At 73.6% G+C, this 26,404-nt stretch carries 29 protein-coding genes; 19 read left to right on the forward strand and 10 right to left on the reverse strand.

Going from position 1 to position 26,404, the window contains the following annotated elements:
* Window positions 1-256 precede the first annotated feature (256 nt).
* Window positions 257-1,189, forward strand: a complete 933-nt coding sequence (locus tag ACFE60_RS00160) for a helix-turn-helix domain-containing protein (RefSeq protein WP_375386800.1) — start codon at window positions 257-259, stop codon at window positions 1,187-1,189.
* Between the two features lie 413 nt (window positions 1,190-1,602).
* Here the strand turns inward: ACFE60_RS00160 and ACFE60_RS00165 are convergent, their stop codons facing one another.
* The 3 genes from ACFE60_RS00165 to ACFE60_RS00175 are packed head-to-tail and all read right to left on the reverse strand — an operon-like array spanning window position 1,603 to window position 3,145.
* Complete coding sequence (locus ACFE60_RS00165; RefSeq protein ID WP_375386801.1) at window positions 1,603-2,154, reverse strand: MFS transporter; 552 nt, start codon at window positions 2,152-2,154, stop codon at window positions 1,603-1,605.
* Window positions 2,118-2,969, reverse strand: coding sequence for an MFS transporter (locus tag ACFE60_RS00170; protein ID WP_375386802.1), 852 nt, complete (start codon window positions 2,967-2,969; stop codon window positions 2,118-2,120). The genes ACFE60_RS00165 and ACFE60_RS00170 overlap by 37 nt, the downstream gene beginning before the upstream one ends.
* Entirely contained in the window at window positions 2,966-3,145 is a 180-nt protein-coding gene (locus tag ACFE60_RS00175) for a hypothetical protein (protein ID WP_375386803.1), read from the reverse strand. The genes ACFE60_RS00170 and ACFE60_RS00175 overlap by 4 nt, the downstream gene beginning before the upstream one ends.
* Window positions 3,146-3,256: 111 nt before the next feature.
* Between ACFE60_RS00175 and ACFE60_RS00180 the strand changes: the two genes are divergently transcribed.
* From ACFE60_RS00180 to ACFE60_RS00215, 8 genes are all read left to right on the forward strand, one after another.
* Window positions 3,257-4,126: a helix-turn-helix transcriptional regulator gene (locus ACFE60_RS00180; RefSeq protein WP_375386804.1), complete on the forward strand. Its 870-nt coding sequence runs from the start codon at window positions 3,257-3,259 to the stop codon at window positions 4,124-4,126.
* 133 nt (window positions 4,127-4,259) lie between these two features.
* Window positions 4,260-5,279 (forward strand): zinc-dependent alcohol dehydrogenase family protein, encoded by a 1,020-nt coding sequence (locus ACFE60_RS00185; RefSeq protein ID WP_375386805.1) that lies wholly within the window; start codon window positions 4,260-4,262, stop codon window positions 5,277-5,279.
* 26 nt (window positions 5,280-5,305) lie between these two features.
* Window positions 5,306-5,719 (forward strand): cupin domain-containing protein, encoded by a 414-nt coding sequence (locus ACFE60_RS00190; RefSeq protein WP_375386806.1) that lies wholly within the window; start codon window positions 5,306-5,308, stop codon window positions 5,717-5,719.
* A 43-nt stretch (window positions 5,720-5,762) separates the two neighbouring features.
* Window positions 5,763-6,974, forward strand: a complete 1,212-nt coding sequence (locus tag ACFE60_RS00195) for an MFS transporter (protein ID WP_375386807.1) — start codon at window positions 5,763-5,765, stop codon at window positions 6,972-6,974.
* 153 nt (window positions 6,975-7,127) lie between these two features.
* Window positions 7,128-8,705, forward strand: a complete 1,578-nt coding sequence (locus ACFE60_RS00200) for a hypothetical protein (protein ID WP_375386808.1) — start codon at window positions 7,128-7,130, stop codon at window positions 8,703-8,705.
* A gap of 114 nt (window positions 8,706-8,819) precedes the next feature.
* Window positions 8,820-10,181: a beta strand repeat-containing protein gene (locus tag ACFE60_RS00205; RefSeq protein WP_375386809.1), complete on the forward strand. Its 1,362-nt coding sequence runs from the start codon at window positions 8,820-8,822 to the stop codon at window positions 10,179-10,181.
* Between the two features lie 263 nt (window positions 10,182-10,444).
* A complete protein-coding gene (arr, locus tag ACFE60_RS00210) occupies window positions 10,445-10,852 on the forward strand; it encodes an NAD(+)--rifampin ADP-ribosyltransferase (protein ID WP_375386810.1) in 408 nt (135 codons plus the stop codon).
* A gap of 268 nt (window positions 10,853-11,120) precedes the next feature.
* Window positions 11,121-11,357, forward strand: a complete 237-nt coding sequence (locus tag ACFE60_RS00215) for a hypothetical protein (protein ID WP_375386811.1) — start codon at window positions 11,121-11,123, stop codon at window positions 11,355-11,357.
* 22 nt (window positions 11,358-11,379) lie between these two features.
* Here ACFE60_RS00215 and ACFE60_RS00220 read toward each other — a convergent pair whose 3' ends face one another.
* The 3 genes from ACFE60_RS00220 to ACFE60_RS00230 form a co-directional block, all read right to left on the reverse strand.
* A complete protein-coding gene (locus ACFE60_RS00220) occupies window positions 11,380-11,955 on the reverse strand; it encodes a YdeI family protein (RefSeq protein WP_375386812.1) in 576 nt (191 codons plus the stop codon).
* An 83-nt stretch (window positions 11,956-12,038) separates the two neighbouring features.
* Complete coding sequence (locus ACFE60_RS00225) at window positions 12,039-12,560, reverse strand: cupin domain-containing protein (protein WP_375386813.1); 522 nt, start codon at window positions 12,558-12,560, stop codon at window positions 12,039-12,041.
* Window positions 12,561-12,563: 3 nt separating this feature from the next.
* Window positions 12,564-13,322 (reverse strand): SDR family NAD(P)-dependent oxidoreductase, encoded by a 759-nt coding sequence (locus ACFE60_RS00230; RefSeq protein WP_375386814.1) that lies wholly within the window; start codon window positions 13,320-13,322, stop codon window positions 12,564-12,566.
* An 85-nt stretch (window positions 13,323-13,407) separates the two neighbouring features.
* Here ACFE60_RS00230 and ACFE60_RS00235 point away from each other — a divergent pair, with 85 nt between their 5' ends.
* The gene (locus ACFE60_RS00235) at window positions 13,408-14,565 is read left to right on the forward strand and encodes an alpha/beta hydrolase family protein (RefSeq protein WP_375386815.1); all 1,158 of its coding nucleotides are present in this window, start codon (window positions 13,408-13,410) and stop codon (window positions 14,563-14,565) included.
* Window positions 14,562-15,284, forward strand: coding sequence for a FadR/GntR family transcriptional regulator (locus ACFE60_RS00240; protein WP_375386816.1), 723 nt, complete (start codon window positions 14,562-14,564; stop codon window positions 15,282-15,284). Before ACFE60_RS00235 ends, ACFE60_RS00240 begins: the two co-directional genes overlap by 4 nt.
* 13 nt (window positions 15,285-15,297) lie before the next feature.
* Here ACFE60_RS00240 and ACFE60_RS00245 read toward each other — a convergent pair whose 3' ends face one another.
* The gene (locus ACFE60_RS00245; protein ID WP_375386817.1) at window positions 15,298-16,209 is read right to left on the reverse strand and encodes a LysR family transcriptional regulator; all 912 of its coding nucleotides are present in this window, start codon (window positions 16,207-16,209) and stop codon (window positions 15,298-15,300) included.
* 162 nt (window positions 16,210-16,371) lie between these two features.
* Here ACFE60_RS00245 and ACFE60_RS00250 point away from each other — a divergent pair, with 162 nt between their 5' ends.
* Together ACFE60_RS00250 and ACFE60_RS00255 are read left to right on the forward strand one after the other, a co-directional pair.
* Window positions 16,372-17,529 (forward strand): FAD-dependent monooxygenase, encoded by a 1,158-nt coding sequence (locus ACFE60_RS00250; protein WP_375386818.1) that lies wholly within the window; start codon window positions 16,372-16,374, stop codon window positions 17,527-17,529.
* Between the two features lie 24 nt (window positions 17,530-17,553).
* Complete coding sequence (locus ACFE60_RS00255; RefSeq protein WP_375386819.1) at window positions 17,554-18,510, forward strand: fumarylacetoacetate hydrolase family protein; 957 nt, start codon at window positions 17,554-17,556, stop codon at window positions 18,508-18,510.
* Window positions 18,511-18,606: 96 nt separating this feature from the next.
* Here ACFE60_RS00255 and ACFE60_RS00260 read toward each other — a convergent pair whose 3' ends face one another.
* Complete coding sequence (locus tag ACFE60_RS00260; protein WP_375386820.1) at window positions 18,607-19,440, reverse strand: oxidoreductase; 834 nt, start codon at window positions 19,438-19,440, stop codon at window positions 18,607-18,609.
* 96 nt (window positions 19,441-19,536) lie between these two features.
* Between ACFE60_RS00260 and ACFE60_RS00265 the strand changes: the two genes are divergently transcribed.
* From ACFE60_RS00265 to ACFE60_RS00280, 4 genes are all read left to right on the forward strand, one after another.
* Window positions 19,537-20,094 (forward strand): TetR/AcrR family transcriptional regulator, encoded by a 558-nt coding sequence (locus ACFE60_RS00265; protein WP_375386821.1) that lies wholly within the window; start codon window positions 19,537-19,539, stop codon window positions 20,092-20,094.
* A gap of 131 nt (window positions 20,095-20,225) precedes the next feature.
* Window positions 20,226-21,224 carry a VOC family protein gene (locus tag ACFE60_RS00270; protein ID WP_375386822.1) on the forward strand — a complete coding sequence of 333 codons (999 nt, stop codon included), beginning with the start codon at window positions 20,226-20,228 and terminating at the stop codon, window positions 21,222-21,224.
* A gap of 102 nt (window positions 21,225-21,326) precedes the next feature.
* Entirely contained in the window at window positions 21,327-22,628 is a 1,302-nt protein-coding gene (locus ACFE60_RS00275) for an MFS transporter (RefSeq protein ID WP_375386823.1), read from the forward strand.
* A gap of 91 nt (window positions 22,629-22,719) precedes the next feature.
* Entirely contained in the window at window positions 22,720-22,983 is a 264-nt protein-coding gene (locus ACFE60_RS00280) for a hypothetical protein (RefSeq protein ID WP_375386824.1), read from the forward strand.
* Window positions 22,984-22,992: 9 nt separating this feature from the next.
* Here ACFE60_RS00280 and ACFE60_RS00285 read toward each other — a convergent pair whose 3' ends face one another.
* Window positions 22,993-23,598 (reverse strand): TetR family transcriptional regulator C-terminal domain-containing protein, encoded by a 606-nt coding sequence (locus ACFE60_RS00285; protein WP_375386825.1) that lies wholly within the window; start codon window positions 23,596-23,598, stop codon window positions 22,993-22,995.
* A gap of 424 nt (window positions 23,599-24,022) precedes the next feature.
* On the opposite strand from ACFE60_RS00285, the gene ACFE60_RS00290 reads away from it, so the two are divergent.
* Window positions 24,023-25,294: a glycosyltransferase gene (locus ACFE60_RS00290; protein WP_375386826.1), complete on the forward strand. Its 1,272-nt coding sequence runs from the start codon at window positions 24,023-24,025 to the stop codon at window positions 25,292-25,294.
* Between the two features lie 143 nt (window positions 25,295-25,437).
* Here ACFE60_RS00290 and ACFE60_RS00295 read toward each other — a convergent pair whose 3' ends face one another.
* Window positions 25,438-25,629 carry a hypothetical protein gene (locus ACFE60_RS00295; RefSeq protein ID WP_375386827.1) on the reverse strand — a complete coding sequence of 64 codons (192 nt, stop codon included), beginning with the start codon at window positions 25,627-25,629 and terminating at the stop codon, window positions 25,438-25,440.
* Window positions 25,630-25,854: 225 nt separating this feature from the next.
* Between ACFE60_RS00295 and ACFE60_RS00300 the strand changes: the two genes are divergently transcribed.
* Window positions 25,855-26,250 (forward strand): hypothetical protein, encoded by a 396-nt coding sequence (locus ACFE60_RS00300; RefSeq protein ID WP_375386828.1) that lies wholly within the window; start codon window positions 25,855-25,857, stop codon window positions 26,248-26,250.
* Window positions 26,251-26,404: the final 154 nt, after the last annotated feature.

Here is a 26,404-nt window from a genome sequence, read left to right on the forward strand (position 1 = left end):
AGTCGGTGACCGAAGAGCCAGGGCGTGTATCGCGATCCGCGGTCCGCGTGCGCGACTCGAGGACCGGGCCTCGTGACTCCGAGACCCATGACCGTCTCCTTCGGGATGGCGAGACCATTTCACGGCCACCTCGACAGGACGTCGCGCTTTCCACTCCACCCAGGGTCGATGCGGCATGCTTCCGCCTGATCCATCGTGCAGGTGATCCGCAGCTCGGGTCGCGCCGGATGTGACCGTGAGTCGAGGAGGCCGAGCGATGCGGGTGATTCGGGAGGCGTCGCAGGACATCGAAGTCATCCTGGACTCGATGGGCACGATGTTCCCGGGGATCCGGATGAGCGGGCCGGCCACGCGCGAGACGTCGTTCACCATGGACGGCTTCACCGGTGGGGAGGACCTCGTCCACCTCGACTACCGCTTCGAGGGGCGCGAGGCCCGCGCGGAGGTCGATCGGGACGGCTCGTTCGTGTTCTGCGACCTCCTCGAGTACGACGGCGGCATCGACGACGGCCGCACGGAGATCGACAAGAACCGGCCTCTGGTGCTGCCGAAGCACGTGCTCGCGCACTGGGAGCACGGAGGGTCCCGGGCGCTGAGCATCCGCGAGTCCGCCGTCCATCGCGTGCTGGAGGCGCATCACATGCCGAACCCGGGGAAATTCGACATCCTCGGCACGGCTCCGGTCGGCGCCGCCGGCGACATCCGATGGAGCGTGACGAAGAACTACGTCCAGCAGGCGATGCGGATCGGGCTGGCAGACGTGCCGGTGATCGCAGCGACGCTGACGGAGCTGCTCATCGAGACGATGCTGCTGACGTTCCCGACCAACGCCTCAGGGTCGACCGGTGAGCGACGCCTGCCCAGCACCGCCGCTGTTCGGCGCGCGACCGCCTACGCGGACGAGCACGCAGGGCGACCGATCACCGTCGCGGACATGGCCGCTGCGGCACGGCTATCGGTCCGAGGGCTGCAGGATGCGTTCCAGCGTCAGCTGGGCCTGACCCCGACCGCGTACCTGCGCGCCACGAGACTCGCTGCGACCCGGGACGCGCTGCTCGCCGCGGACGGAGCGGACGGGACGCAGGTCTCGACGATCGCCCGGGCCGCGGGCTTCATGCACCTCTCGCGCTTCGCCGCCGCCTACCGCGCGGCGTACGGGGAGCACCCGAGCCAGACCCTCCGGCGCTGACCCCACCCGCGCACGGGTAGGGGTCTCACTCGGCCGTACCGGCGGGACGTCACACGGGCTGGTGCCCGCTCGGGTGAGAGCCGGCGGTGGAACGACCTGTGGGGTGCCACCCGGTTCGGGGACCCGAACCGGAAGTCCCGAACGAGCTGCGACCACCGATGTTCCTCGACGAGAAGCGGAATGAGCGCGACTCGGTCGTCGCGGCACCGATCATCGGCGCGACGAAGCAGCACCACCTCGCCGACACCGCCTCGCCGGTCGACCTCGGGCTGACGGACGAGAAGGTCGCCGCACTCGATCAGCACTCCGTCGTGCGGGCTGCCGGCGGGTCCGATCAGACGATCTCGGGGGTGTCCCCCCTTCCGCCGCCGACCGCGGGTTCGCCCGACGCCCTCGAGCACCGACCGCCGGTGTCAGCGGGCGCGGACGCTCGCGGCCACGCCGACGAGAACCGTCGCCGCGGCGATGGTGAAGCTGATCTGCATCCCGGCCACGAACCCGGCCGGGTTCGCGACGAGGGCGCCGAACACGGCGATCGCGACCGCTCCACCGACCTGACGGAAGGTGTTGAAGACGGCGCTCGCGGTGCCGGCCTGCGCAGGAGAGACGCTCGCCAGCACCAGGGAGGTCGTGGGCGGCATGGCGATCGACCCGCCCGCGCCGGTGAAGACCATGCACGGAGCGATCAGCCAGGGGATCCCGAGCGGCGCGACGAGGATCATCCCGAGCAGACCGACGGCCATCGAGGTGAGGCCTCCGATCATCGGCGCACGCGTGCCGAAGCGGTTCGCGAGCGGGCCGCTGATGTGGTTGCCGGCGATGCTGAAGGCGGCGGACGGCAGGAACACGAGGCCGGCGAGCAGCGGCGCGAGACCGAGGTGCTGCTGCAGGTAGAGGCTGTTGACGAACACGGTGCCGAAGTTGCTGATCATGAAGGCGAAGCCGACGAGCAGCGCGATCCGCATCCCTCGGGGCGGAGCAGCGCGAGCGGCAGCATCGGGTGCGGGACGCGCGCTTGGACGAGCACGAACGCGACGAGGGCGAGCGCGGCGACGACCAGCGCGACGACGACCGCCACGGATCCGAACCCGTCGTGACCGCCCTCGATGAGCCCGAACATCAGGGTGGTGAGCGCGACGAGCGACAGCGCCTGGCCGGCCCAGTCGAACGGGCGCGGACGCCGCGGCGATCGCAGGACCCGGACGAGCAGCGCGAGCATCAGCGCGCAGGCCGGGATGTTGATCCCGAACACGAGCCGCCAGTCGATCGTGGTCAGCAACCCGCCGAGCAGCGGACCGGCAGCGCCGGCGACGGCGCCGCCGACCGCCCAGATACCGAGGGCGTGCGCGCGTTCGCGCGGCTCAGGGAACGCTTCACGGATGAGCGCCATCGAGGCCGGCAGCATCACGGCGGCCGCCGCGCCCTGGACTGCGCCGGACGCGATGAGGACGCCGAGCGTCGGTGCGATCGCGCAGCAGATCCACGCGAGCAGGAAGAGCGCGTCCCCGCCGCCGACCGCGCGCTTCGCGCCGATCCGGTCGGCGAGGTTGCCCGCGAAGAGCAGCAGTGCGGCGAAGGTCAGGGTGTAGCCGTCGATGACCCACTGCTGACCGGTGGTGCCGCCGCGCAGCTCCCGTCCGATCCGGGACAGCGCGAGGTTCACGATGAGGATGTCGAGCGTGATGAGGAAGAAGCCGAGCGATCCGAGGACCAGCGCGGTCCGCGCCTGTCCGCGGGTGATCGGGCGGTCGTCGGTCATCGTGGAGGAGGACTCGGTCATGCCGCGCTCCTCACGGCGGCCAGCGAGAACTCGGCGTCGGTGATGCCGTTCTCCGCGCGGTAGGTGCCGTAGAGCGGGATCGGCGTGGCGCCGGCGACGAAGACGACCAGGAAGGCTCCGGCCGCGGCGAGGAAGCCGGTGCGCCGAGGAGCAGGCCTGCGAACCATCGCGACCATGGGCTCCCCTCCGCTCGTCGCGGTCCATCCAACCCGTGTCGGTTCGGACGAGGGAGGGGTGTACCGCCAGGGTGTGTCTCCTCCCGGGGCCGGGTCGTAGCGTGCTGCGACATGGACGACAGGACCGACGCGGCGCAGTTCCTCGTCTCGCGACGCGGCAAGCTCACGCCGGAGCGGGCCGGGATCTCGGTCAGCGGCGTTCGCCGCGTGCCCGGGCTGCGGCGCTCCGAGGTCGCGACGCTGGCCGGAGTGAGCCCGGAGTACTACGCCAAGCTCGAGCGCGGCGCGCTCGGCGGCGTCTCCGCGTCCGTGCTCGACGCGATCGCTCGGGCCCTCCAGCTGGACGACGCGGAGCGGGAGCACCTGTTCCACCTCGCCCATGCCGCTGACGGCACCGCAGCGGCCATGCGGTCCCGCCGGCGGCCGTCGAAGCAGTGGCAGCCACGGCCAGCGCTGCAGTGGGTGCTCGACAGCATCAGCGCGCCGGCGATCATCCGGAACGGGCGGATGGACCTGCTCGCGGTCAACGCGCTCGGCCGGGCGATGCACTCGTCCCTCTACGACGCGTACCCGGGCGAGCACCCGAACTTCGCGCGCTACACCTTCCTGAACGAGGAGAGCCGTCGCTTCTACCCGCACTGGGACGCCGCGGCGGACATCGCCGTCTCGATCCTGCGCACGGAGGCGGGACGCGACCCGCACGACAAGTCGCTGCACGACCTCGTCGGCGAGCTGTCCACCCGCAGCGACGACTTCCGACGGCTGTGGTCCCGGCAGGACGTGCGGCTGCACGGCACCGGGATGAAGCACTTCCACCACACGGTGGTGGGCGGCCTCGAGCTGGCGTACGAGAGCGTGGACATGGTCTCCGAACCGGGCCTGAGCCTCACCATCTACGCCGCGGAGCCCGCCTCCCCCACGGCGCACGCGCTCGAGCTGCTCGCGTCCTGGACCGCAGCACCCGCCGTCCGCACGTCCTGATCCGAGCCGGGGCGCGAGGGGTGCCCCGCCGGTACGCGCCACGAGAGGAACTCCCTGTCCCGACGGGCGGCGGCTTGGCTGGAGACCGGCGCGCGGAACAGCGCGCCATGACCACCGACCGGAAGGAGACCCCATGCGTGGAGTCGTTCTGCACGCCGCCGGAGACGTCCGGGTCGAGGAGCGCGAGGACCCGACGATCGTCGAGCCCACCGATGCGATCATCCGCATCGCCGCCACCTGCATCTGCGGGTCGGACCTGTGGCCGTATCGCGGCATCGAGCAGGTCCATGACGCGGTCATGGGCCACGAGTACGTCGGGGTCGTGGAGGAGATCGGCGCGGAGGTGAGGACCGTGCAGCGCGGCGACTTCGTCGTCGGCTCGTTCTGGGCCTCCGACAACACCTGCGAGATCTGCGAGGCCGGCTACCAGTCGTTCTGCGTGCACCGCGTGCTGATGGGCACGATCGGCACGCAGGCGACGAAGGCGCGCATCCCGCTCGCCGACGGCACGCTCGTCGCGACGCCCGGGCAGCCGGACGCCGACCAGATCCCGTCGCTGATGGCCGCCTCCGACGTGCTCGGCACGGGCTGGTTCGCCGCGGTCGCCGCCGAGGTCGGCCCGGGAAAGACCGTCGCGGTCGTCGGCGACGGCGCCGTCGGGCTGCTCGGCGTGCTCGCCGCGAAGCAGCTCGGCGCCGAGCGGATCATCGTCTCCAGCCGCCACGCGGACCGCCAGGCGCTGGCTCGCGAGTTCGGCGCGACCGAGATCGTGGAGGAGCGCGGCGACGGGTTCGTCGCGAAGGTGAAGCAGCTGACGGGCGGCCTCGGCGCGCACAGCACCATCGAGGCCGTCGGCACCCAGGAGGCGATGGACCAGGCGATCGCGGCCACGCGTCCCGGCGGCCACCTCGGCTTCGTCGGCGTCTCCCACGACCTCAGGATCACGGGCGACACCCTGTTCCTGTGCGGCGTCTCGATCCACGGCGGACCCGCGCCCGTGCGCCGCTTCCTGCCCGAGCTGATCCGACTGATCTGGGACCGGAGGATCGACCCCGGCAGGGTGTTCGACCTCACCCTGCCGCTCGAGCAGGCCGCCGAGGGCTACCGGGCCATGGACGAGCGGCGTGCCGTCAAGGTCCTGCTCACCGTCTGAACCGACCACCCACCGAAGGGACCTCCATGGACCACTCCCCCATCAAGCCGACCGCCAAGGGGCCCGCGCGCACCTTCACGGGCGACGTGTATGTCACTCCGATCGCCGCCCCGACCGGGACGTCCCGGCTCACCGCCGCGCTCGTGCGGTTCACTCCCGGTGCTCGCTCCAACTGGCACTCCCACGACGTGGGGCAGACTCTGCACGGGGTCGACGGCAGCGGGTTCGTCGGCACGCGCGACGGCCGCGTCGTCCGCATCGAGCCGGGCCAGACGGTCTGGACGCCGCCCGGCGAGGAGCACTGGCACGGCGCCTCCGCCGACACGCTGATGGCCCATCTCGCGCTGCTCGACGTGAACGAGGACGGCAGCGACCCGACGCACTGGCTCGAGCCGGTGACCGATGAGCAGCACCGCGCCGCGCACGACGCGGCCGAGTAGGAGGAGCCCTCATGGCTGAGCAGCCCGAGCAGGTCGTCGCCGCGTGAGCACCACCGCAGGGCCGGCGCCCGTCCTCGGACCGCCCGCACCCCGCAGCGCCCTCCCGCTGGTGGTGTGGGTGGTCGCGGTCGGGACGTTCCTCATGGCGACGAGCGAGTTCCTCGTCGCCGGCGTGCTGCCCGAGGTCGCCCGGGACTTCCGGGTCGACATCGGGAGCGCCGGGCTCGCGATCACGGTGTTCGCGATCGGGATGGTCATCGGGTCGCCGACGATGGTCCTGCTGACCCTCCGGCTGCCGCGACGCGCGACGCTGGTCCTCCTCCTGCTCGTCTTCGCCGCCGGCCATGTCGTCGGTGCGCTGAGCACCGCGTTCGGGGTCCTGCTGCTCGCCCGATTCGTGACCGCCCTGGCGACGGGCGCGTTCTGGGCGATCGCCGGCCAGGTCGCGGCCGACGCCGCCGGGGACGGGGCACGCAGCCGAGCGCTCGGCATCGTCGGGGCCGGAGGGATGCTGGCCAACGTCCTCGGCGTGCCCCTCGGCTCGATCGCCGGCCAGGTCGCCGGCTGGCGCGGCCCGTTCTGGGCGCTCGCCGTCCTCGCCCTCCTCGCCGCGGCGGCGATCGCCCGGTTCGTCCCGCACGCCCGCGCCGACCGGGGTCTGTCCGTCCGCGGCGAGCTCGTCGCGCTGCGCTCCGGCCGGCTCTGGCTGGTGCTCCTGACCTGCGCGTTCGCGACGGGCGGCGTCCTGTCGCTCTACAGCTACATCTCGCCGCTGCTCACCGACCGCACCGGGCTGCCGGAGACGGCCGTGCCCCTCGCGCTCGTCCTGTTCGGCATCGCCTCCCTGATCGGCGTCGTCATCGCCGGACGCCTCGGCGACGCGCATCCGTACCGGGTCATGCTCGGTGTCGCGGTCGTGACGACCCTCGCGATCGCGGGCCTCGTGCTCACCTCGACGGCCGCGGCGCCGACCCTGATCCTCTTCACCGTCGTCGGGCTCACCGGTCTGTCGGTCAACCCGATCCTTGCCGCCCTCGCCATGCGGTTCGGGGGCTCGGCGCCCACCCTCGCGAACGCGCTCACCCCCTCCGCGTTCAACGTCGGGACGGCGATCGGCACCGGTGCGACCGCGGCGCTGTTCGGCACGGCGCTGGGCGATCTCTCGCCGGTGCTGGTCGGGCTCGTCGGCGCCGCGCTCGTGCTCCTCGGAGTCCTCACGCTCACCCTGCTGCAGCTGCGTCGCACCGCGCGCTGAGCGGCGCACGGCCCACGGGTCCGCCGGTCCGACCCGACGCCGGCATCCGCCGAACCATTCCGCGGCCCGTTCGGCGACCCCGGATACGCAGCCTTGCGCATTCGGAACCTTTTCAGCCCGAATCGTGGATTCCCGACTTACCGTGCCCGCACGATGACGTACGAACAGGGCTCGGCGGCGCCGGCGAGCGGAGGTGGACGGTCGACCTTCGGCCGTTCGCTGGCCGTCGCTGCGCTCGCGGGTGCCGCGCTGAGCGGCGCGATCCTGTTCCTCGACGCGCAGAGCGCGTCGGCCGCGGAGAGCGACGGGCCCGTCGGCGTCCTCGGCACGGACACCGGCTCGTCCGCCGCCGGGACCATCGACGAGTCCGTGCAGCAGACCGTGCAGGCGGCGACGTCCGGCGCGAGGCCGGCGGGCGCTCAGCAGCAGTCGAGCCCGGCGGCCGCGCCTCCGGCCCCGTCGACGCCGAGCAGCGATCCCGCGGACGTGAGCGGGCTGGCCGCGAACGCCGGGTACGGCGTCGCTTCGGTGGCCGTCGGAGGCGTCTCGGTCGCCGCCGGGCAGTCCGGTGCGGTCGCGAAGACGACCGACCCGGCCTCGCACGCCGTCGCCGACGGGGCGAGCACCGCGTCGACCGCCGCCGCGCAGGCGTCATCCAAGAGCGCGGACGATGGCGGCTCCGTGCACTCGGTCGCTGCGACGGCTTCGCAGACGGTGGCGACCGCGGTGTCGCAGGGTGCGAACCAGGCGGGCTCCGTCGGCAGCGGCACGACCCCGGTCGTCGCCGTCGCGGGCGACGCGACGGCGACCGCGACCGCCGTCGCCTCCGGCGGTTCCGCTGCAGCGACCGCGACCGCCGGCACGGCTTCCGTCACGGTCACGTCGGCCGGCGGCTCGATCGCCTCCACCACGGCCTCCGCGTCTGCCGTCGTCACGGCGACCGTCGTCGGCGCGAAGACCAGCGTCGTCGGCGCCTCCGGTGCCGGTGGCGGCGCTGCGAAGGTCAGCGTCGGCTCCGTCGCCGGCGGTGCGAGGACCAGCGTCAACTCCGTCGCCGGCACCGTCTCCACGAGCGCAGGGACCTCGGCCGTCGCTCCCGTGCGGGCGGGCGCTCCGTCCGCCGGCACCGTTTCGGCGGGGCCCGCACCGCGATCGTCCGGGACGGCTGCGGCCGGTGGCTCGAGCGGCGGCCAAGTGACCAGGGACGCGATCCCGACCAGCGGCGCGGCGACCTCCACCCGCAGCACCGGTACCGGCACCGGCACCGCGGGACTCCCTCCCGCACCCGCCCTCGCCGCTGAGCCCGACTCGACCTCGGTCGTCGCACCCCTTCCGTCGAGCCCTGCAACGGTCGCGGCCGCTCGGTCGAAGACGACGGCGCTGCTGATCCGCGATCGGACGAGCGAGACCGACGCGGCCGTCACGAGCGCTCCGGGGAGCATCTCCGCCCGGCAGGCCGCCGTTCACGCAGCGCCCGCGGCGAGCTCGGCAGGCCCCTCCGGCGGCGGGACGCCCCTCGGTGCGCCGACCGCGCCCCTGCAGAACGTCCTCGCGCTGGCCGCCCCGACCGGCACGATGAGCTCCGGCACCAGCGGCGGTGCCGCGGGCGGGATCGCATGGCTCGGCGCGGCCGCGTTCGGCATCGTGCTCCTGGTGCAGCGGAAACGCCTCGCGCCCGACGCCAGGATCCCCGCCGGCCCCTTCTTCGTACTCGACTGCAGCCCCGACTGATCGGACTCGGGCCGCCTCGAAGCGGCACGAGCGCCTCCTCCGCGCTCAGCGCGGACCCGCGCTGAGCGGGATCCATCAGTCCAACGCAGTACCAAGTACAGGAGAACCACGCACATGCGTACCCACATCAGCCGAGGCATGCTCGGCGTCCTCATCGTCGGATCACTGACGGCGTTCACCGCGACGGCCGCTGACGCGAGCGTCGTCGGCTCGAACAGGACCGGCCAGACGGCGACCTCGTCGCAGTCGAACGCGGCCACCACCACCGGCGGTCGGGCGACCTCCGGCTCCGTCCTCAGCGCACCGCTGACCGGCGGGAACGGCAGCAGCGCCGTCCTGCTGGGCCGGAGCAGCGGCGGGAGCACCTTCGTGCTCGCGCCCGCCTCCAGCACCGCGAACGGCGGCTCCGCCACCACGAACCAGCACGGCTCCTCCTCCGCGGGCAACACCGCCGGGACGAGCAGCGCCACGAACGGGTCGAAGTCCGGCTCGTCCTCATGGTGGGGCAAGGGCAGCCCGTCGACCTCGTCGAGCAACACCACGACGCAGTCCTCGAGCTCAACGCAGTCGAACACGGCGACCACGACCGGCGGCGACGCCAAGTCCGGTTCCGTCGGCAGCGCCCCGGTGACGGTCGCGAACGGCAACAGCCTGGCGGTGCTCGGCAGGAGCAGCGGCGGCACGACGATCGTGTCCGCTCCGGCGTCCAGCACGGCGGACGGCGGGAAGGCCACGACGACGAACCAGGGCGGCTCGTCCTCGGCCGGCAACACCGCCGGCACGAGCAGCAGCACGAACGGGTCGAAGACCAACTCGTCGCCCCGCTCGGGCAAGAGCGGCTCGTCGACCTCGTCGAGCAGCTCCACCTCGCAGTCCGCGAGCTCGACCCAGTCGAACACGGCCACGACGAAGGGCGGGAACGCCACCTCCGGGTCGGTGATCAGCGCCCCGGTGACCGTCGGGAACGGCAACAGCGTCGCGGTGCTCGGGAAGAGCAGCGGTGGGAACACCGGCGTCTCCGCGCCGGCGTCCAGCACCGCCAAGGGCGGGAGCGCGACGACGAACCAGAGCGGCTCCTCCTCCGCCGGCAACACCGCCGGCACCGCGAGCAGCACGAACGGCTCCGCCGGCGGTTCGCCGTCCCGCTCCAGCAAGAGCGACTCGACGACCTCGTCGAGCAGCTCCACCTCGCAGTCGTCGACCTCGAACCAGTCCAACACGGCCACCACCACGGGCGGCAACGCCTCGTCCGGATCGGTCGTGAGCGTGCCGGTCACCGTCGGGAACGGCAACAGCGCGGCCCTGCTGGGTCAGAGCAGCGGTGGCAGCACCGTGGTGGACGCGCCCGCCTCGAGCACGGCCGACGGCGGGAACGCCACGACGAACCAGAGCGGCTCCTCCTCCGCCGGCAACGCCGCCGGCACCGCGAGCAGCACGAACGGATCGGGCAGCAGCCCCGCCAGCGACTGCGAGTAGCGCGACCCGCGGAGTGACCTGATCATCTCGGGCCCTCCGGGCACGTCGGACCGGTGGCGTTCTCCGCCACCGGTCCGACGCGTGCCGCCGAGCGGACTCCCGATGGGTCGATGGGCGGTCACGTCCTCCTTCAACGACTATCGCGGGTGGGGGGTCTTGCGGCAAGCCCCCGTCCCTGCGGCAGCATCCCGGATCGCGCCACCCGCGCGATCCGGCACCTGCCGGGACGATCGCCGAGCGGGACGCGCGCAGGAGGAGCACCGATGAACTCGCAAGCGAACCCCACCGAGTCGGGACCCTTCCTCCACGGCACCCGGGCGGACCTGCGCGTCGGCGACCTGCTCGCACCGGGGCACCGGTCGAACTACCGGCCGGACCTGGTGATGCACCACATCTACTTCACGGCGCTGCGGAACGGGGCCGGCCTCGCGGCCGAGCTCGCCCGCGGCGACGGGGAACCGCGGGTCTACGCGGTGGAGCCCACGGGCGAGTTCGAGGACGATCCGAACGTCACCGACAAGAAGCTCCCCGGCAACCCGACCCGCTCCTACCGCAGCTCCCATCCGCTGCGGATCACGGGCGAGGTGCTCGACTGGCCGCGGCTCACGCCCGAGGCGCTGCAGGACTGGCGCGACCGGGTGAAGGGAGCCACCGGCCAGGTAATCGACTAGGAACGGTTTCCCGGTTCGGCTCGGCGTCGCCGCCGCGGCTCGTGGTGCTCGCTGCGACCGTCGCGCGGTGGTCCTCACCGTCGCGCGGTGGGCCTCCCCACCGCGCGAGGGTGGCGGTACCGCGCGACGTCGTGGAGGACCCGCTCGAGGGCTCGGGCCGTGCGGGTCCGCAGCACACCCGCGGGGTCCGCGCAAGCCGGTGCAGCCGGGGATCTTGCGGCGCAGCATGATCCCGACGATCGGGATCATGCGACGAGAGGGGCGTCCGATGATGAACGCGGGTGTGCAGGAGGAGCCGGTGCGGTGGCGCACGCTGACCCCGACCCTGGTGGTCGGGATCGCGGAGCGCGGCGTGGTCGGCAGCATCGAGATCGGGCGCCGGTTCGTCGTCACCGACGGGACCGGGCACGTCTTCGGTCGCTACCGACGCCTCGGCGACGCGCAGGCGATGCTCGCCTTCCTGGTCGAGACGGGCGCCATGGGATCGAGTCCGACGGCCACCTGACGGCCGGTCGCGGCGGCGGCGGTCAGCCGGGCCGCCTCCCCGCGGCGGCGTCCGCGACGAGCCGGGCGATCCGGGCGGTGCGCGTCTCGGGCCGCCGCGCGGCGTCCACCGCGCCGATGCCGACCTTCCGCGCGGACGGCGGGAACCCGTTCCATGCGGCGCGGGCGGCCGGATCGGCGTCCAGCGCGGCGGCCAGGTCGCTCGGCTCCCGCAGCGCCTCCGCGTTGTCGAGCACGGTCCAGGCGCCGTTCGCCTTCGCGACCTCGACCGCGCGCAGCCCGGCCTCGGCCATCAGGCCCTGCTCCTCGAGCAGGAGCAGGCGCGCCTTGTTGGTCGCCGCCCAGCCGCTCGACGGCCGCCTGGGCGCGAACCAGAGGCCGCTGGTCTCCTCGTCGAACACGCGGACAGGACCGTCGATCCAGCCGAAGCACAGGGCCTGCACGATCGCCGCCTCGTACTCGATGTGCAGATGGCCGAAGCCGGGGCGCCCGCGCAGCAGCCACACGCCCTTCGACGACGCGTGATTCGCCTCGAGCCAGGCGCGCCAGGTCGCCGCGTCGGGCGCGCGCACCCGCTCGCCGTCGTCGAGCGCGCCCATGCGTCCTCCCGTCCGGCCGGGCGTCGGGACCGACGCCGCGAGCCGTGCCAGGAGCATCCTCCCGGACGGCGACAGCGGCTGCGCTACGCCCCGTCGCCGGCCGGCCGGGGCGCGCCCGCCGGGTGGATGTCCGGCAGCGGCCGCCCGTCGACGGTCGCGGGGCTCGCGTCCAGCAGGACGAACGCCACGCGCGCCGTCGTGTCCGGGCTCGGGTTGTGCCAGCCGTGGATGGTGCCGCGCTGCACGACGACCTGGCCCGCCTCCACGAGGGTGCGGACGTCGTCGTCCAGGATCAGCTCGATCGTGCCGGCGACGACGATGCCGTAGTCGAGGCTGCTCGTGCGATGCATCGGGCCGCTCCTGCCGGGCAGCAGGTCGACGAAGCGCAGCACCGAGCCGCCGGGCAGCGTCAGGCCCGCCTCCCGGTCGCGCCCGTCCGTCGCGTCGTCGTTGTCGACGGGCGAGCCGAGGCTGGTCCAGAGCAGGGTCAGGAAGGTCGAGCCCGTCGGGTTCGGCACGCCCTCGATCAGGTCGTCGGCGACGACGACCGCGCGGCCGTCGGCGTCGTGCCCGGTGACGACGCGGCGAACGGGTGCGACGCCCATCGATCAGCTCCCATCGGTGATCACGGTGCCCCCGTCGACGACGAGGACGTGCCCGTTGACGTAGCCGCCGGCCGGCGAGGCGAGGAAGACCGCGGCCCCCGCGATCTCCGTGGGCAGGCCCATCCGCCGCAGCGGCGTCATCTGCATCCGCCGGGCCATGAACGCCGCGTCGGCCTTCATGTGGTCCGCGAGCGCGGTGTCGATCAGGCCGGGAGCGATCGCGTTGGCGCGGACGCCCTTCGGGCCCCACTGCACGGCCAGGTTCCGCGCCAGCTGCGCGACCCCCGCCTTCGCGAGCGCGTACGCCTCGATCGCCGCGTTGCCGCGCAGCGCCGAGATGCTCGACATGAGCACGACGGAGGCGCCCTCGCGGCCGGCCATGTGAGGCAGCGCGTGCTTCGTCAGGCTGACCATCGAGCGCAGGTTCACCGCGACGACCCGGTCGAACACCGTCATGTCGAGCGGGTCGGCCGACCGGGCGCCCTGGATCCCGGCGTTCGAGACGAGGACGTCGATGCCGCCGAAGCGATCGACGGTCTGCTGCACGAGCGCCGCGATCGCGGCGTCGTCCGCGACGTCGCACGGGATGCCGGTGGCCCCCAGCGCCGCGGCGGCGGCCGCGGTGTCGGCGGCGTCCTCGCTCGAGACCACGACCGTGGCCCCGTGCTCGAGCATCGCCTCCGCGACCGCGTAGCCGAGCCCCCGGCTCGAGCCGGTGACCACCGCCACCTTGCCGGTGAGGTCGAACAGGTTCCCCGTCATCCGAGACCTCCGGTGCTCCGCGCTCGCCCGCCGCGATGGAAAGATCATACAATACGGTCATTCGGCCGACAGACAGGATCCTCGCATGCCGCTCGACCCGCGCATCGCCCCGCCTCGCACGCTCGACGAGCTGAAGGCGGCTGTGCTGCAGCGGGTCGCCGGCAACGGCTACCCAGGCCGCGGCATCCGCCTGCCCGACGCGCAGGAGGCGATGTCGGCACTCACCTCCCTGGACCCCGACGAGTGGGCCGCCGTCTGGACCGCGGTCGGCGACCGCGTCGTGCGCGAGGCCGAGGACGCGGAGGAGCGGGAGGCGCGGGAGGCGCGGGCCGCGCTGTACAAGCACGCGTACACGACCTACACGATGGGCCGCTTCCCGGCGCCGACGACCCCGGGCAAGCGCGCGGCCTACGCCAAGGCGCTCGATGCGTACGCGCGCTACGCCGATCTGCTGCCGCAGCGGCTCGAGGTGGTGCGGATCCCCTTCGAGGGATCGGAGATCGTCGGCTACCTGCGCACGCCTGCGGGGGACGGCCCGTTCCCGCTGATGGTGCAGTGCGGCGGCCTCGACTTCTGGAAGGAGCAGGTCGCCGACGAGGCGCTGTCCTACCTCCCTCACGGCATCGCCGTGTTCGGCGTGGACATGCCCGGCACCGGCGAGGCGCCGATCAAGGCGGACGTCGGCAGCGAGCGGATGTTCTCGGCGATCTACGACTGGGCGGAGACGCGGGACGACCTCGACTCCACCCGCATGTTCATGCGCGGCGTCAGCTGGGGCGGCCACTGGGCGACCCGCGTCGCGTTCCTCGAGAAGGACCGGATCCTCGGCGCGATCAACCACGGCGGCGCCGTCCACCACTTCTTCCAGGAGGAGTGGCAGCTGAAGGCGCTCGGCACCCGCGAGTACCTGCTCGACCTGTTCGGCGCCCGCTCCAACGTGTTCGGCGTCTCGACGCTCGACGAGTTCCTCGCGTACGGGCCGCGGATGTCGCTGCTGATCGACGACCGGATCGACGGTCCGTGCGCCCCGATGCTCGTGATGAACGGCGCGAGCGACAGCCAGGTGCCGATCGCCGACCAGCTGCTGCTGATCACGCGCGGTGACGCGAAGGAGGCGTGGATCAACCCGAAGGGCGTGCACATGGGCTTCGGCGCCGGGTGGGGGCCCGAGCGGACCGTCCACGAGATCATCGTGCCCTGGCTGCTGAAGCGGCTCGCGCTGGCCGGGGCCGCCGGGCGATGACCGGCGAGCCGGCGCGGGGGTGGACGCCGGTGCGGACCGTGCGGGCGTCCGACGAGGTCGTGGCGCAGATCAAGCGCGCGTTCTTCGACGGCATGCGACCCGGCGACCGCGTCGGCACCGAGAAGGACCTCGCGGAGCGGTTCGGCGTGAGCCGGGTCACCGTCCGCGACGCGATCCGCACCCTGGAGGTTCAGGGCGTGGTGGAGGTGAAGGTCGGCGCGGGCGGCGGCCTGCGCATCGCCGAGCCCGACCCCGACCGCTTCGCCGACGCGCTGTCGGTGCAGCTGCACCTGGCGGGGGTCGGCTGGCACGAGGTGGTGGAGGCGATGCAGACGGTCGAGCCGCTCACCGCGCGCCTCGCCGCGCAGCGCGCCGACGCGGCGGATCTGGAGCGGCTGGAGGCGGCGCTGCACCGGGCCGGGACGGCCGTGGACGACCCGCGCGTCTTCACCGAGACGGCGCTGGACTTCCACCTGCTCGTCGCCGAGGCCTCGCACAACCGCGCGCTGCGCGCCTCCGTGCGGGCGCTGCGGTCGGCGCAGGAGCTGCGGTTCGAGCCGAACTCCTCCCGGGCGCGCGCGGAGGCGGTCGGGGTCGCGCACCGGCGCATCCACGACGCCATCGCGGCGGGCGACGCCGACGCGGCCGGGGCCGCCATGGGCGCGCACCTCGCCTCGCTGAGCGTCGACCCGTCGGCGGGCCGCGCACCGCTGCCCTGAGGGCGGGCGCCGTTCAGGCGAGCACGAGCGCCGCGTCGGCGAACGCCGATCGCAGCAGGCGGTGCTCGGGGTCCTCCTCCGACAGCGGGTGCCACCACAGCGCCTCCCGCAGCGGCGGCGCGTCGAACGGGCAGTCCAGCACCCGGATCCCGAGATCGCCGGGGATCGCGCGGGCCAGGCGCTCCTGCAGCAGCGCGACCCGATCCGTGCCGGCGACCATCGCCGGCACGGCGAGGAAGCTGTCCGTCACGACCCGGATGTCGATCACCGCGCCCTGCAGCTGCAGCTGCTTGTGCGCGGGGGTGTAGGCCGTCGACGACTGGTCGAGCGCGCTGACCCAGGGCAGCGCGGTCAGGTCGTCCACCGTCAGCCGGTCGCCGACGCGCTCGTTCCCCTCCGCGACGATGCAGATCCAACGGTCGCGGAACACGTCGAGGTGGGGCAGGTCGACCGAGAAGCCGTGCGGGTGGATGCCCACGTCCGAGGTCCGCAGGTTGTCCGCGGCGCTCCGGATCTGCGCAAGGGCGGGCTGCCGGAAGCGGATCCGCGCCTTCGGCGCCCGCGCGGCGAGCGCGGCGACGACCGGCGCCCCGGCCACGGACAACGAGTAGTCCGAGCAGAGGACGACGAACTCGCGGGTGCAGAGCTCCGGATCGAACTCGGGCTTGGCGTCGAAGACGCGCTCCACCCCGTCCATCGCGATCGTCGCCCGCCCCAGCAGGAACACGGCCAGCGGCGTCAGCTGGTACGTGTTGCCGACCCGGGTGAGCAGCTCGTCGCCGAAGTGCGCACGCAGCCGCCGCAGCGCGGCGCTCAGGGCGGGCTGCGTCAGGCCGAGCCGCTCCGCGGCGCGGGTGACGCTGCGCTCGCGCAGCAGCGCGTCGAGGGACACCAGCAGGTTGAGGTCGAGGTTCGCGATGTTCATGGGCCCTCCCCCAGTCCGCGCGGGCGGGGTCCCGCTGCCCCGAGTATTCACGACAGTGATGCCCCTGCATCAGCAGGTCCCTCTTCCTCGCCTCCCGGCGCGTCGGGAGAGTGAGGGCCGGCGCGGCCCCCACGGGCCGGCCCCGGCCACTGGAGTCCACCCATGTCACTGCCTGCGATCGACGCCACCATCGGCGGCCCCGCGGTCCGATCCGCCCTCGTCGTGGGCGCCGGCCTGGCCGGCTGCGCCGCGGCGATCCTGCTCGCGGAGGGCGGCGTCGCGGTCGACCTCGTGGAGACGAAGCCGGACGCCTCCGCGCTCGGCTCCGGCATCACCCTGCAGGGCAACGCGCTGCGGGTGCTGCGCCAGCTGGGCGTCTGGTCGCAGGTGGAGGCGAACGGCTACGGCTTCTCCGTCACGGGCATGCGCACCCCCGACGGCACCGTCCTGGTGGAGATGCAGGACGCGCACACCGGCGGCCCCGACCTGCCGTCCGTGATGGGGATGGACCGCCGCGTGCTCGCCCGCATCCTGATGGAGCGGGTGCGGGAGGTGGGCGCGACGGTCCGCCTCGGCGTCGCCGCGACCGACCTGCAGCAGGACGACGACGGCGTCGACGTCGGGTTCTCCGACGGCTCGACGGGACGCTACGACGTCGTGATCGGCGCGGACGGCATCCGGTCCTGGACCCGCCGCGCCGTCGGCATCGAGCTGGAGACGCGCCTGACCGGCATGGGGATCTGGCGGATCTTCGGCCCGCGGCCGGCGTCGATCACGCACACCGACCTGTACTACGGCGGCGAGGCGTACATCGCCGGGTACTGCCCGACCGGCGAGGACACGCAGTACGCCTACCTGGTCGAGGCGGGGCAGGACCGCACGACGCTGAGCCCGGAGGAGCAGCTGGCCACGGTCGTCGAGCTCGCCTCCCACTACCACGGGCCGTGGGACGAGATCCGCGAGACCCTGACGGACCCGAGCCAGATCAACTACACGCTGTTCGAGACGCACCTGCTCGACCCGCCCTGGAACCGCGGCCGGGCCGTGCTGGTCGGCGACGCCGCGCACGTGTGCCCCCCGACGCTGGCGCAGGGCGGGGCGATGGCCCTGGAGGACGCCGCGGTGATCGCCGAGCTGCTGCTGACCCGCGACCAGGTCGACGAGCACCTGTGGACCGCGTACACCGACCGCCGCCACGCCCGCGCCGGCGAGGTGGTGCGGGCGAGCGTCCAGCTGGGTCAGTGGGCGCTCGACGGGGTCCGCGGCGACAACCGCGGCCTGATGATGGGCGTCACCGCGCTGGTCAGCCGGCCGGCGTGAGCGGCGCGGGCAGGCGGGGCTGACGTGCGGCTCGCGACGGTGCGCCACGAGGGAGCCGACCGCGTCGGCGTCGTGCTCGACGACGGCGTGCACCTGTTCGACGCCGGGACGACCATGCTCGACCTCGTCCGCGGCGGCCTGCCCGCGGCGCTCGGGGTGGGTGCGGCGGTCGCGGCCGCCACCCCCTCCGTGCCGCTCGATCTGGTGCGGCTGCGCGCGCCGATCGAGCCGCCGACGATCCGCGACTTCGTCGCGTTCGAGGAGCACGTGGAGGGGATGCGCGCCGGCGTCGGCAGCGGCCCGGCCCCCGCGTGGTACGAGGCGCCGACGTTCTACTTCACGAACCCCTATGCGGTCGTGGCGACGGAGGACGACGTGTTCGTGCCGCCCGGGTCGCAGCAGCTGGACTACGAGCTCGAGGTCGGTGTCGTGGTCGGCGAGACCGGCCACGACCTCGCGCCGCAGGCGGCGCACGAGGCGATCTTCGGGTACACGATCATGAACGACTGGTCGGCCCGCGACCTGCAGCGGCGGGAGATGGCGGTGAACCTGGGGCCTGCGAAGGGCAAGGACTCCGCCACCACGCTAGGGCCGTGGATCGTGACCGCCGACGAGTTCGAGGACCGGCACGACGCCGAGGGCTTCCTGCGCCTCCACCTCTCGGTACGCGTCAACGAGGTGGAGATCGGCCGCGACCTGCTGTCGAACATCGGCTGGCCGCTGTCCGAGCTGGTCGCGTACGCCTCCGTCGGCACCTGGGTCCGGCCCGGCGACGTGCTCGGCTCGGGCACCTGCGGCAACGGCGGCTGCCTGGCGGAGCTGTGGGGGCGGCGCGGCGAGCGCGTCCCGCCGCCGCTGCAGCCCGGGGACGTGGTCGAGATGACGGTCGAGGGGATCGGCACGATCCGCAACCGGGTGGTCGAGGGCCTGCCGAAGCCCGTCATCGCCCCGGCCCGCCCCCGCCCGCGCGACCGCGACTGAGCCCGCCGGCCTGCTCGCGGGGCCCTCCGCTGCTGATCCGTCGCTGCGCATCGGGGATCCAGCAGCGGAGGGCCCCGTGGGGGGTCGGGGTGCTCCTCAGGCCGTCGCGCGGAGGATCAGCGCGTCCCACGCGCGGTCGGGAAGCAGTCGCCGCAGCGCGATCAGCGGCTTCGCGCCGAAGCCGACGGCGTAGCGGGTCCGCGGCCGCCGAGCGGTGACGGCTCGCGCGATCGTGGCGGCGATGAGCTCGGGCGGCGACGACCGCCTCGCCATGGTCTCGGAGTCGAACGACGTCGCCACCGCGTTCGCGCGCTCGGCGTAGGCGCCGCGGCCGGAGGTCGCGCGGAGGTGCTCGGCGGCGATCCCGCTCCACTCCGTGCGGATCCCGCCGGGCTCGACCACGACGACGTCGATGCCGAACGGGGCCGTCTCGAGCCGGAGGCAGTCGCTGACCGCCTCGAGGGCGAACTTCGTGCCGTGGTACCAGGCGCCGAACGGGGTGGTGATCCGGCCGCCCATCGAGCTGATGTTCACGATCGTCCCGCTGCGGCGCGCGCGCATGCCCGGCAGCACGAGCTGGGCGAGCCGGGCGGCGCCGAACACGTTGACCTCGAACTGCCGCCTGGCCTCGTCGATCGGCACGTCCTCGACGGCGCCGTAGGACCCGTAGCCGGCGTTGTTGACCAGGACGTCGATGCGGCCGTGCTCCGCGAGGACGCGCTCCACGCCCGCCGTCGCGGACGCGTCGTCGGTCACGTCCATCGCGACGACGTGGACGCCCGCGTCCGTCAGCTGCTGCATGCGGTCGACCCGCCGCGCTGCGCCGTACACGACGAGGCCCGCCTGCTGCAGCCGGAGCGCGGTGGCGAGCCCGATGCCGGACGAGGCGCCCGTGACCAGGGCGACGTGCTGATGCGTGTCGACGGGCATCCGGCGACCTCCCTCTCGAAGATGAACGCTGGTTCAGGTCATCATGAACCACAGTTCATCTTCATGCAACTACGATCGCAGCGACGAGGGAGGGCCGTGCGAGCCGACGCCGAGCGCAACAACGCGCGGATCCTGGAGGCCGCGCGCGCCCTGGTGCGACGCCGCGGGGCCGACGTGTCGATGGACGAGATCGCCGGGGAGGCCGGCGTCGCGGTGGGCACGCTGTACCGGCACCACCCCACCAAGGCGGCGCTGCTCGAGGCGGTGATCGCCGACGGGCTGGGCGACTGGGCGACGCTCGCGGAGGGGGCGGCGCAGCGGGTGGCGGACGGCGCCGACGCCGGGGGGACGCTGGCGGACCTGGTGCGGCGGATCGCGGTGATGCACGCCGCGGATCGCACGGTGAAGGCGACCGCGGCGACGCTCGGCGCGCGCGTCACGGAGCTGTCCGGCCCCTTCCCGGCGGGCGGCGTGGAAGCCCGGGTCGTCGGCGCCGTCGAGCTGGTGCTCCGCGCGGCGGTCGAAGCAGGAGCCGTCCGCGCCGACCTGACGAGCGCGGACCTCGCGCTGCTGATCGGCGGCGTGCCGGACGACGAGGAGCAGGCGCGCCGCTACGCCGAGCTCGTGCTCGCCGGGATGCTCACGCCTCGCTGACGGGCTTCGCGCCGGACTCCGCACCATAACTGCGGTGAATGGCCGGGATACTCGATCGAACCTTCCCCCAGCCCCGGCCGGTCGTCACAGTGACATCGCGACGTCCCCCGACGGTCGCGGAAGGATCGACGATGATCAAGCTGCTCTCCCACCTCTCCTTCGTGACGCTCACGGCGCCCGATGTGGCGGCGTCCGTGCGCTTCTACGAGGAGCAGGTGGGGCTGACCGTCACCGACCGCATCGGCGAGGACGTCTACCTGCGCTGCTGGGGCGACTACTACCGCTACAGCCTCGTGATCTCCCCGGGGCCCGAGGCGTCGCTCGCGACGATGGCCTGGCGCGCGTCGAGCGCGGAGGCGCTGGAGGCGGCGGCGAAGGCGGTCGAGGACGCCGGCGTCACAGGCACGTGGGCCGAGCTGCACGCCGTCGGCCGCGCGTTCACCTTCACCGGCCCCTTCGGCCACTCGATGACCCTGCACTGGGACGCCGAGCACTTCCACGGCACCGGCGACCAGGCCTCGGTCTACCCGGACCGTCCCGCGCGGCGCAGCCGCCACATCGGCGCCCCCCGCCAGCTGGACCACGTGACCGTGGCCGCCTCCGACGTCGACGCGTTCGCGGCCTGGTACAGCGAGGTCCTCGGGTTCCGGCTGATGGCCCGCACGATCATCCCGCCGATGGGCCCGCAGTCGATCTTCAGCGTGGTGACCACGAACGAGAAGTCCCACGACCTCGGCGTGCTCGCCGACCGGTCGAGCCGCGGCGGCCGCATCAACCACTACGCGTTCTGGGTCGACCAGCGCGAGGACCTGTTCCAGGCGGCCGACGTGCTGATCGAGAACGGGGTGCCGATGGAGTACGGCCCCTCCATCCACGGCATCGGCGAGCAGAACTTCCTCTACTTCCGCGACCCCTCCACGATGCGGATCGAGATGAACACCGGCGGGTACCGCAACTACGTGCCGGACTGGGAGGCGCAGACCTGGACGCCAGCGCAGGGCTCGAACAACTTCTACCGGAACGGCGGCCTGCCGCCGTCGATGACGGAGTCGTTCCCGCCGGCCGACGGCCCCACCGCCACCGAGGAGGGCCTGCCCGCCGAGGTGCGGCGGACCTTCGTCACCACGTAGGACCACCCGCTGCGACGCGCCGGTCGGTCGACGCGCCGCAGCGGCGCAGCATCGAGGCCGGCAGCGGCAGATCGCCGAGAGCACGTGACGCGAAGGAGCGACATGTCCATCCCCACGAACCCCATCGGCGGCCTCGCGGAGGTGCCGCCGGCCGAGTCCGACGCCCCGGTGGGCGGCTGGCCGAACCCGCGCGGCGGGTACCTCTTCTTCGCCGCGTTCGCGGCGATCGGCGCCGGCATGGGCAGCCTGACCCCCGCTGTGCTGACCATCACGCTGAAGGCCACCGAGATCGACCCCGCGAACGCGACGTCGATCCTGTCGATCGTGGCCGGCCTGGCCGGCATCGCCGGCCTCATCGCCTTCCCGGTGCTCGGCCGCCTGAGCGACCGCACGACCAGCGCCCTCGGCAGGCGGCGGCCGTTCCTGCTCGTCGGATCCGTGCTGTTCGCGATCGGCGCCGTCCTGCTGGTCGTCGCCGGGAACGTCCCAGTGCTGATCGTGGGCGACCTCTTCACCGCGGTCGGCTACAGCGCGGTCCTCGTCGCGGTCACCTCCACGATCGCGGACCAGGTCGAGCCGGGCCGGCGCGGCCCGATCTCGTCCATCGTCGGTCTCAGCCTGCCGGTCGGCGCGCTGCTCGGCCTGTTCGTCGGGTTCACGGCGGCGCCCGCGGGCCTGACGATGCAGATCGTGCTGCCCGCGGTGTTCGCCGTGGTCGGCCCGCTGCTGTTCGCGTGGCGCCTGACGGACCGGAGGCTGCTCGCGGAGGAGCGCCCGCACTTCGGCTGGATCCAGGTCGGCACCACGTTCTGGGTCAGCCCCCGCACGCACCCGAACTTCGCCTGGACCTGGTTCAGCCGGTTCCTCATCTACTTCGGCGTCTCCGCGCTGCAGGCCTACCAGGTGTTCTACCTGCTGACGAGGCTCGGGTTCGACGAGAGGAGCGTCGCGGGAGCGGTGTTCCTGACGACGCTCGTGCTCACCGGCGTCGCGCTGGTCACCGCGCCGGTCGCGGCGAAGATCTCGGACGTGGTCGGCCGCCGCAAGCCGTTCGTCGCGGTCTCCGCGGTCGTGTTCGGCGTCGGCCTCGTGCTGGCGGCCCTCTCGACCTCGTTCCCGGCGTTCCTGCTCGCGACCGCGGTGGTGGGGCTCGGTCAGGGCGTCTACTTCGCGGTCGACGTCGCGCTGGTCACGCAGGTGCTGCCGGATCCGAAGAACCCCGCCAAGGACCTCGGCATCATGAACCTGGCGAACACGCTCACCTTCGCGGTCGTGCCGCTGATCGCGCCCGCGGTGCTCGCGATCGGCGGAGCCGGCCCGAACTACTCGGCGCTGTTCCTGCTCGGCGCCTTCGCCGGACTGCTCGGCGCGGTGCTGATCCTGCCCATCCGGCGCGTGCGCTGAACCGGTGCGCTGCGGGGGCCTCCCGCGACACCGGGGGCGACCTGCCGCGCCCCGTCAGTCGCTCGGGGCCCCCGCAGAGGACACTGGCGGGATGACCGCCGAGGCCGAGCAGCTGGCGCAGCGGATGTGGGCGACCGCCCGGTCCGAGGAGCAGTGCGTGCGCGTCGTCCCCGACGACGCACTCGCGAGCGAGGTGCGTGCCGGGGTACGCCGGCTCGCCCGCGCCGACCGCGTGCCGGTCAGGACCGCGCGGCTGGACGCCACCGTCGTGGTCGTGCGGCTCGACGCAGCGGTGTGGCGGGAGAGCACGGCGACCATGCGCCGGAAGCTCGCCCCGGCGGCCGACGGCTCCTGACCCGCCCGATCAGGCGAGCGCCTCCGCCAGGTCGGGGCCCCAGGCCAGCCCGAGCTCCGCCTGCACGACCCGGGTGAGCAGCACCATGCGGTCGAAGTCCGACCGGTAGCCGATCGTCTGGTACGCGTTGATGCCGTCGACGAGCGAGATCAGGTGCGCCGCGATCTCGTCGGCGTCGGCCTGGAGGAAGTCGTTGCTGCGGGCGCCCCGCCGGACGACCGAGGCGACCAGCCCGTGCCACGCCGTCTCGCCGTCCTTGACCGCCTGCCGCAGCGCGGGGTTGTGCCGGGCCAGCGCCCACGCCTCCAGGCGGATGCCGTCGCTGTCCTCCGGCGGCGTGGCCAGCCAGTTCAGCAGCGCCCGCATCTGCTCGGCGGGCGACGGGTTCGCCAGGACCGCGCGGCGCACCGCGCCGAGCTCCGCGACGCTCAGCGCCCGGTACGCCTCCGCGACGACCGCCGGGACGTCCACCTCCAGCTGCTGCGCGCGCACGTCGAGCGCCCGCGCGAGCCGATCGAGGGTCACCGCGATCGGCCCCTCGGCCTGGATGATCTCGGTCGCCGCGGCCAGCACCGCGTCGTGGCTCACGACGTTCTCGCGTCGACGTCCCAGCATGACGGCCCACCTCTCAGCGCAGGTTCCGCGTTCCCGGCTGCGCGATCATCGCGCGAGCAGACCATTCCGTCGGTGCGGCGCGCGGCGCAGCGAGTCGTTCGACGGGCGGCGGTGGGACTCCCCGAGTCCCGCTCGCGTCCCACGCCCCAGGCCGACAGCAGGACAGAACGCGGTCAGCAGGACGATCCGGCGCGAGTAGTCCTGCTGACGCCGTTCTATCCTGCTCAAGCCCTCGGATGGAGGCGCGCGACGGCCCTCCGGCGAGGACGGCGGATCTGGCCGCGGACCCTCGGCGGCCTGCTCGCCGTCGCCGGGATCGTGCTCGCTCCGCTGCCGTCCTGACGCCCGCGGCGTCGCGCGGACGCCCGTCCGGGAACCGCAGGGCTCGCCCGGGATCCACAGAGGCACGGACGACACTGCTCGCGTGGCATCCGTGATCGTGTCGACGCTCGCCGGACTCGGCGCGGCGGAGCACGCCGTCAGCGTCGCGGAGGCCCTCCGCGCGCGTGGCCACCGCGTCTCCGTGGTCACCTCGGAGCCGGGAGCCGCGCCCTACCGCCGGCTCGGGTTCGAGGTGCACCCGGTGCCGGAGCCGCCGATGCCGGACCTCGAGCGCGGGCTCCCGCCGATTGCGCGGCGAGCCCACCAGCTGTACGTGCGCGTGCAGCGGAACGTGATCGAGCCGGTCCCGGGCCAGTGGCGGGTGGTCGAGAGGGTCGTGCGCGACGCGGCGGTCGACGCGGTCGTGACGGACGGGCTGTTCGTCGGCGGCTCCATGCTCGCCGCGCGTCCGCGGGCGACGCGACCGGCGGTGATCATGCTGGGCTTCTCGGCGCCGTGGATCCCCGACCCCAGGGTCCCGCCGTACGGGATGGGCTTCGCCCCCTCCGACGACGGCGCCGACCGGGTCCGCGCCGCCGCCTTCGAGCTGCTCGCCGCGCGGCCGATGGCCCGGCTGTCGCGGTCGTTCAACGCGGAAGTGGAGCGGACGTTCGGGGTGCCGGTGACCGGGGACCTCCGCGCCTCCCCCAGGTTCGGGGACGTGTGGGCGCAGCTGACGGTCCCCCGCTTCGAGTACCCGCGCGCCGACCTGCCGGCCAACTTCCGGTTCGTCGGGCCGCTGCACCCGCCGTCGATGGAGCCGGTGCCGGACTGGTGGGACCCGGTCACGGAACCGCCGGTGGTGGCCGTCCGCGCCGGGTCGGCGGCCGCGGTGCAGGACCTGGTCGTGCCGACGCTGCGGGCCTTCGCCTACACGAGCAGCACGGTGATCGTCGCCGGGGTGAGCCGGACGGCCGTGGCCCGCGCGTTCCCCGGTCCGATCCCGGTCAACGTGCACTTCGACGACCGGATGCCGTGGTCCCGGCTGCTGCCGCAGCGCACGGTCGTCGTTTCGGACGGCGACTACCTGCACACCCAGCACGCGCTGCGCCACGGCATCCCGGTCGTCGTGGCCGGCACGCTCGAGACCGACGTCGAGACCGCTGCCCGGGTGGCGTGGAGCGGGGCCGGCATCGATCTGCGCAGCAGCCGCCCGTCCTCCGCCGAGATCCTGGCGGCCGTCGAGCGGGTGCGCCGCGACGACGCCTTCCGTGCCGCGGCGGCACGGCTCGCCGCGCAGATCGCCGGTGCCGACGCCGAGTCCACGATCTGCGACCTCGTCGAGCAGCACGTCGCCCGCCGCGTCGCGCGGTAGCGCCACCGCGTCGCGCGGTACCTGCACCTTCGCGCGGTCGGCAGACCTACCGCGCGAAGGTCCCGACTACCGCGCGACGTCGATGGTGCGCCGCCGATCGCGGCGCCCGCGCCCCGATGGCCGCACCGGCGGACCCGGGCGGGCTACCGGCGGCCGTCGCGTCGGGCGTCGATGCGCTGGTGGGCGACGAGGCCGCCGATCGCGGCGAGGCCGAGCGCGCCGCTGACGAAGGGCAGGGGATCGAGCGGGAGGTGCTCGCTCGTCAGCAGCACGAAGCGGATGATCGCCGCGACGATCAGCCACACCGCCATGACCCAGTAGGCGATGAGGATCACGGCTCTCACCGTCGCAGCATCCCCGGCCCGGCTGAGGGAAGGCTCCGCGCCCCCGCCGACGGCCCGACCGCCGGTCGCGCGGCGCCGCCCGCGTGTCGCGATCCTGAGGATCCGCCGGGAGGCGTTGCCGTCGGATCGCGGACCGGGCAGCGTCGCTCCCGGCACCGGGTGCCAGATGTCGGCGCCCGAGGGCGGCGCCCGCCGAGGACCAGGACCGGAGCAGCGATGGGGAGGTTCGGTTCGCAGCACGACGGGGCGCGGGCGGGCGGGACGCGCAGCACCGGATCGCGGCTGCCGAGCCCTGAGGCGATCCTGCTGCACACGCTCGGCCTGATCGCCGCCATCGGTGGCCGCGGCGAGGGCCGCATCGGCTGCCGCGACGCCGAGCGGCTCGCGCAGCGGTGCGGGGCGGCGATCTCGGAACTCGTGGCCGCGGGGTTCTGGATCCGGGTGGAGGCGGGCTACCCCGTGCGCGCGGGAGCGCTCGCCGAGGCCTGGGCGGACACCGAGGTGTGGGCGGACGAGGCCTTCGCCCCCGAGCGCCGCAGCGGCAGGTGGGACGGCGCCGGCGGGATGCTCCCAGGGCTGCGCCGCGAGGGCGTCCGTAGGCTCCGGACGTGAAGCGCTACCGGATGCGACCCCGGCAGGTTGAGGCCATGCAGTTCGACGGCACCACCGCTGGGGTCGAGCGGATCGTGACCTGGACGGGCGTGGTCGCTCCCGACTGGCCGGTGCGCCCCCGCACCGAGTACAAGGGCTGATCCGACCTGACCGG

It is taken from the genome of uncultured Amnibacterium sp. (genome assembly GCF_964245895.1).
Lineage (GTDB): Bacteria > Actinomycetota > Actinomycetes > Actinomycetales > Microbacteriaceae > Amnibacterium.

Coding starts and splice junctions, on each gene's coding strand:
- ACFE60_RS00160 (WP_375386800.1), top strand. CDS start 257: ATGCGGGTGATTCGGGAGGCGTCGCAGGACATCGAAGTCATCCTGGAC.
- ACFE60_RS00165 (WP_375386801.1), bottom strand. CDS start 2,154: ATGCGGATCGCGCTGCTCGTCGGCTTCGCCTTCATGATCAGCAACTTC.
- ACFE60_RS00170 (WP_375386802.1), bottom strand. CDS start 2,969: ATGACCGAGTCCTCCTCCACGATGACCGACGACCGCCCGATCACCCGC.
- ACFE60_RS00175 (WP_375386803.1), bottom strand. CDS start 3,145: ATGGTCGCGATGGTTCGCAGGCCTGCTCCTCGGCGCACCGGCTTCCTC.
- ACFE60_RS00180 (WP_375386804.1), top strand. CDS start 3,257: ATGGACGACAGGACCGACGCGGCGCAGTTCCTCGTCTCGCGACGCGGC.
- ACFE60_RS00185 (WP_375386805.1), top strand. CDS start 4,260: ATGCGTGGAGTCGTTCTGCACGCCGCCGGAGACGTCCGGGTCGAGGAG.
- ACFE60_RS00190 (WP_375386806.1), top strand. CDS start 5,306: ATGGACCACTCCCCCATCAAGCCGACCGCCAAGGGGCCCGCGCGCACC.
- ACFE60_RS00200 (WP_375386808.1), top strand. CDS start 7,128: ATGACGTACGAACAGGGCTCGGCGGCGCCGGCGAGCGGAGGTGGACGG.
- ACFE60_RS00205 (WP_375386809.1), top strand. CDS start 8,820: ATGCGTACCCACATCAGCCGAGGCATGCTCGGCGTCCTCATCGTCGGA.
- arr (WP_375386810.1), top strand. CDS start 10,445: ATGAACTCGCAAGCGAACCCCACCGAGTCGGGACCCTTCCTCCACGGC.
- ACFE60_RS00215 (WP_375386811.1), top strand. CDS start 11,121: ATGATGAACGCGGGTGTGCAGGAGGAGCCGGTGCGGTGGCGCACGCTG.
- ACFE60_RS00220 (WP_375386812.1), bottom strand. CDS start 11,955: ATGGGCGCGCTCGACGACGGCGAGCGGGTGCGCGCGCCCGACGCGGCG.
- ACFE60_RS00225 (WP_375386813.1), bottom strand. CDS start 12,560: ATGGGCGTCGCACCCGTTCGCCGCGTCGTCACCGGGCACGACGCCGAC.
- ACFE60_RS00230 (WP_375386814.1), bottom strand. CDS start 13,322: ATGACGGGGAACCTGTTCGACCTCACCGGCAAGGTGGCGGTGGTCACC.
- ACFE60_RS00235 (WP_375386815.1), top strand. CDS start 13,408: ATGCCGCTCGACCCGCGCATCGCCCCGCCTCGCACGCTCGACGAGCTG.
- ACFE60_RS00240 (WP_375386816.1), top strand. CDS start 14,562: ATGACCGGCGAGCCGGCGCGGGGGTGGACGCCGGTGCGGACCGTGCGG.
- ACFE60_RS00245 (WP_375386817.1), bottom strand. CDS start 16,209: ATGAACATCGCGAACCTCGACCTCAACCTGCTGGTGTCCCTCGACGCG.
- ACFE60_RS00250 (WP_375386818.1), top strand. CDS start 16,372: ATGTCACTGCCTGCGATCGACGCCACCATCGGCGGCCCCGCGGTCCGA.
- ACFE60_RS00260 (WP_375386820.1), bottom strand. CDS start 19,440: ATGCCCGTCGACACGCATCAGCACGTCGCCCTGGTCACGGGCGCCTCG.
- ACFE60_RS00270 (WP_375386822.1), top strand. CDS start 20,226: ATGATCAAGCTGCTCTCCCACCTCTCCTTCGTGACGCTCACGGCGCCC.
- ACFE60_RS00275 (WP_375386823.1), top strand. CDS start 21,327: ATGTCCATCCCCACGAACCCCATCGGCGGCCTCGCGGAGGTGCCGCCG.
- ACFE60_RS00280 (WP_375386824.1), top strand. CDS start 22,720: ATGACCGCCGAGGCCGAGCAGCTGGCGCAGCGGATGTGGGCGACCGCC.
- ACFE60_RS00285 (WP_375386825.1), bottom strand. CDS start 23,598: ATGCTGGGACGTCGACGCGAGAACGTCGTGAGCCACGACGCGGTGCTG.
- ACFE60_RS00300 (WP_375386828.1), top strand. CDS start 25,855: ATGGGGAGGTTCGGTTCGCAGCACGACGGGGCGCGGGCGGGCGGGACG.